The sequence below is a fragment of the Streptomyces alkaliphilus genome (genome assembly GCF_014141535.1).
GTDB classification, from domain to species: domain Bacteria; phylum Actinomycetota; class Actinomycetes; order Streptomycetales; family Streptomycetaceae; genus Streptomyces; species Streptomyces alkaliphilus.
This window is the reverse complement of record NZ_VKHT01001392.1, coordinates 1-994: the sequence shown is the minus strand read 5'-3', so window position 1 is coordinate 994 and position 994 is coordinate 1. Positions and strand designations below refer to the sequence as shown.

Sequence of the window (994 nt, the reverse complement as noted above, 5' to 3'; positions counted from 1 at the left end):
CCCTCCATCCGGTCGCCACCGTCGTTTTCCGGCCGCCTTCGAGGAGGACAGGGGCTCCGGGGGCTCCGGGGTCGCGCTCCCGGGGGCGGAGGCCGCGGGCCGGGCGGAGACCGGGAAGACCACCGGCGAAATCGGTGACGCCGCCGGGACCCGGACCGGCACACCCGCCACGACCGGCGCCGGGGAGGAGGCCGGGGAGGCGGACGAGCCGGCCGGGGAGGCGGACGAGCCGGTGCCGTCGGACCGGACGACCGTGCTGCGCGTGCCGTCCTCGGCGGGGAGGACGGCCCCCGTCGGGAGGTCCGAGGCGTCCCCGGCCGACGGAACGGATGACGGGGCACCGTCCGACCGCACCACGGCCCTGCGGGTGCCGTCCCCGGCCCGGAAGGACCCGAAGGACCCGAAGGACCCGAAGGACGGCGGGGCCGGGAGCGCCGCAAGGGACCGGGAGGACGACGGACCGGCCGGGGAGGCGGACGAGCCGGTGCCGTCGGACCGGACGACCGTGCTGCGCGTGCCGCCCCCCGCGAAGGCCGGTACCCCGACGGAGAAGCCCGGGAAGGCCGGGAAGCCGGCCGGGACCGGTGGCGGCGCGGTCGGAACGGCCGGATCCACCGCCCCGAAGCCGCAGCGCTCGGAGGACGGGGCCGAGGACCCGCCGGTTCCGCCGATCGACCCCCGGAAGCCGGACACCGGCGGGGAGTCCGCTCCCACCGGGACGGGGCCCACGTCGGAGGACGGCGGGAAGAAGTCCGTCGATCCGCGCGCCGGCAGCACCTTCGTGCCGCTGCGCACGGACGCCGACGTACCCGCCCCCTCCCGCGTCGGCGACGGGGGCCCCGACCGGGAGACCCCGGCCGGGAAGGAAGCCCCTGCCGGGAAGGAGACCCCGGCCGGGGAGGCCACCGCAGGGCCGGCGCCCGGCACCCGGGAGCCCGAGCCGGAGCCGGAGCCGGAGCCGAAGGACCCCCTGGAGCTCCTGGCCCGACTGACC

General features: G+C 79.1%; 1 pseudogene. It reads left to right on the top strand.

The window, feature by feature from the left end:
• Positions 1-994 (top strand): annotated as a pseudogene (locus tag FNQ90_RS24680) (hypothetical protein); the annotation flags it as partial.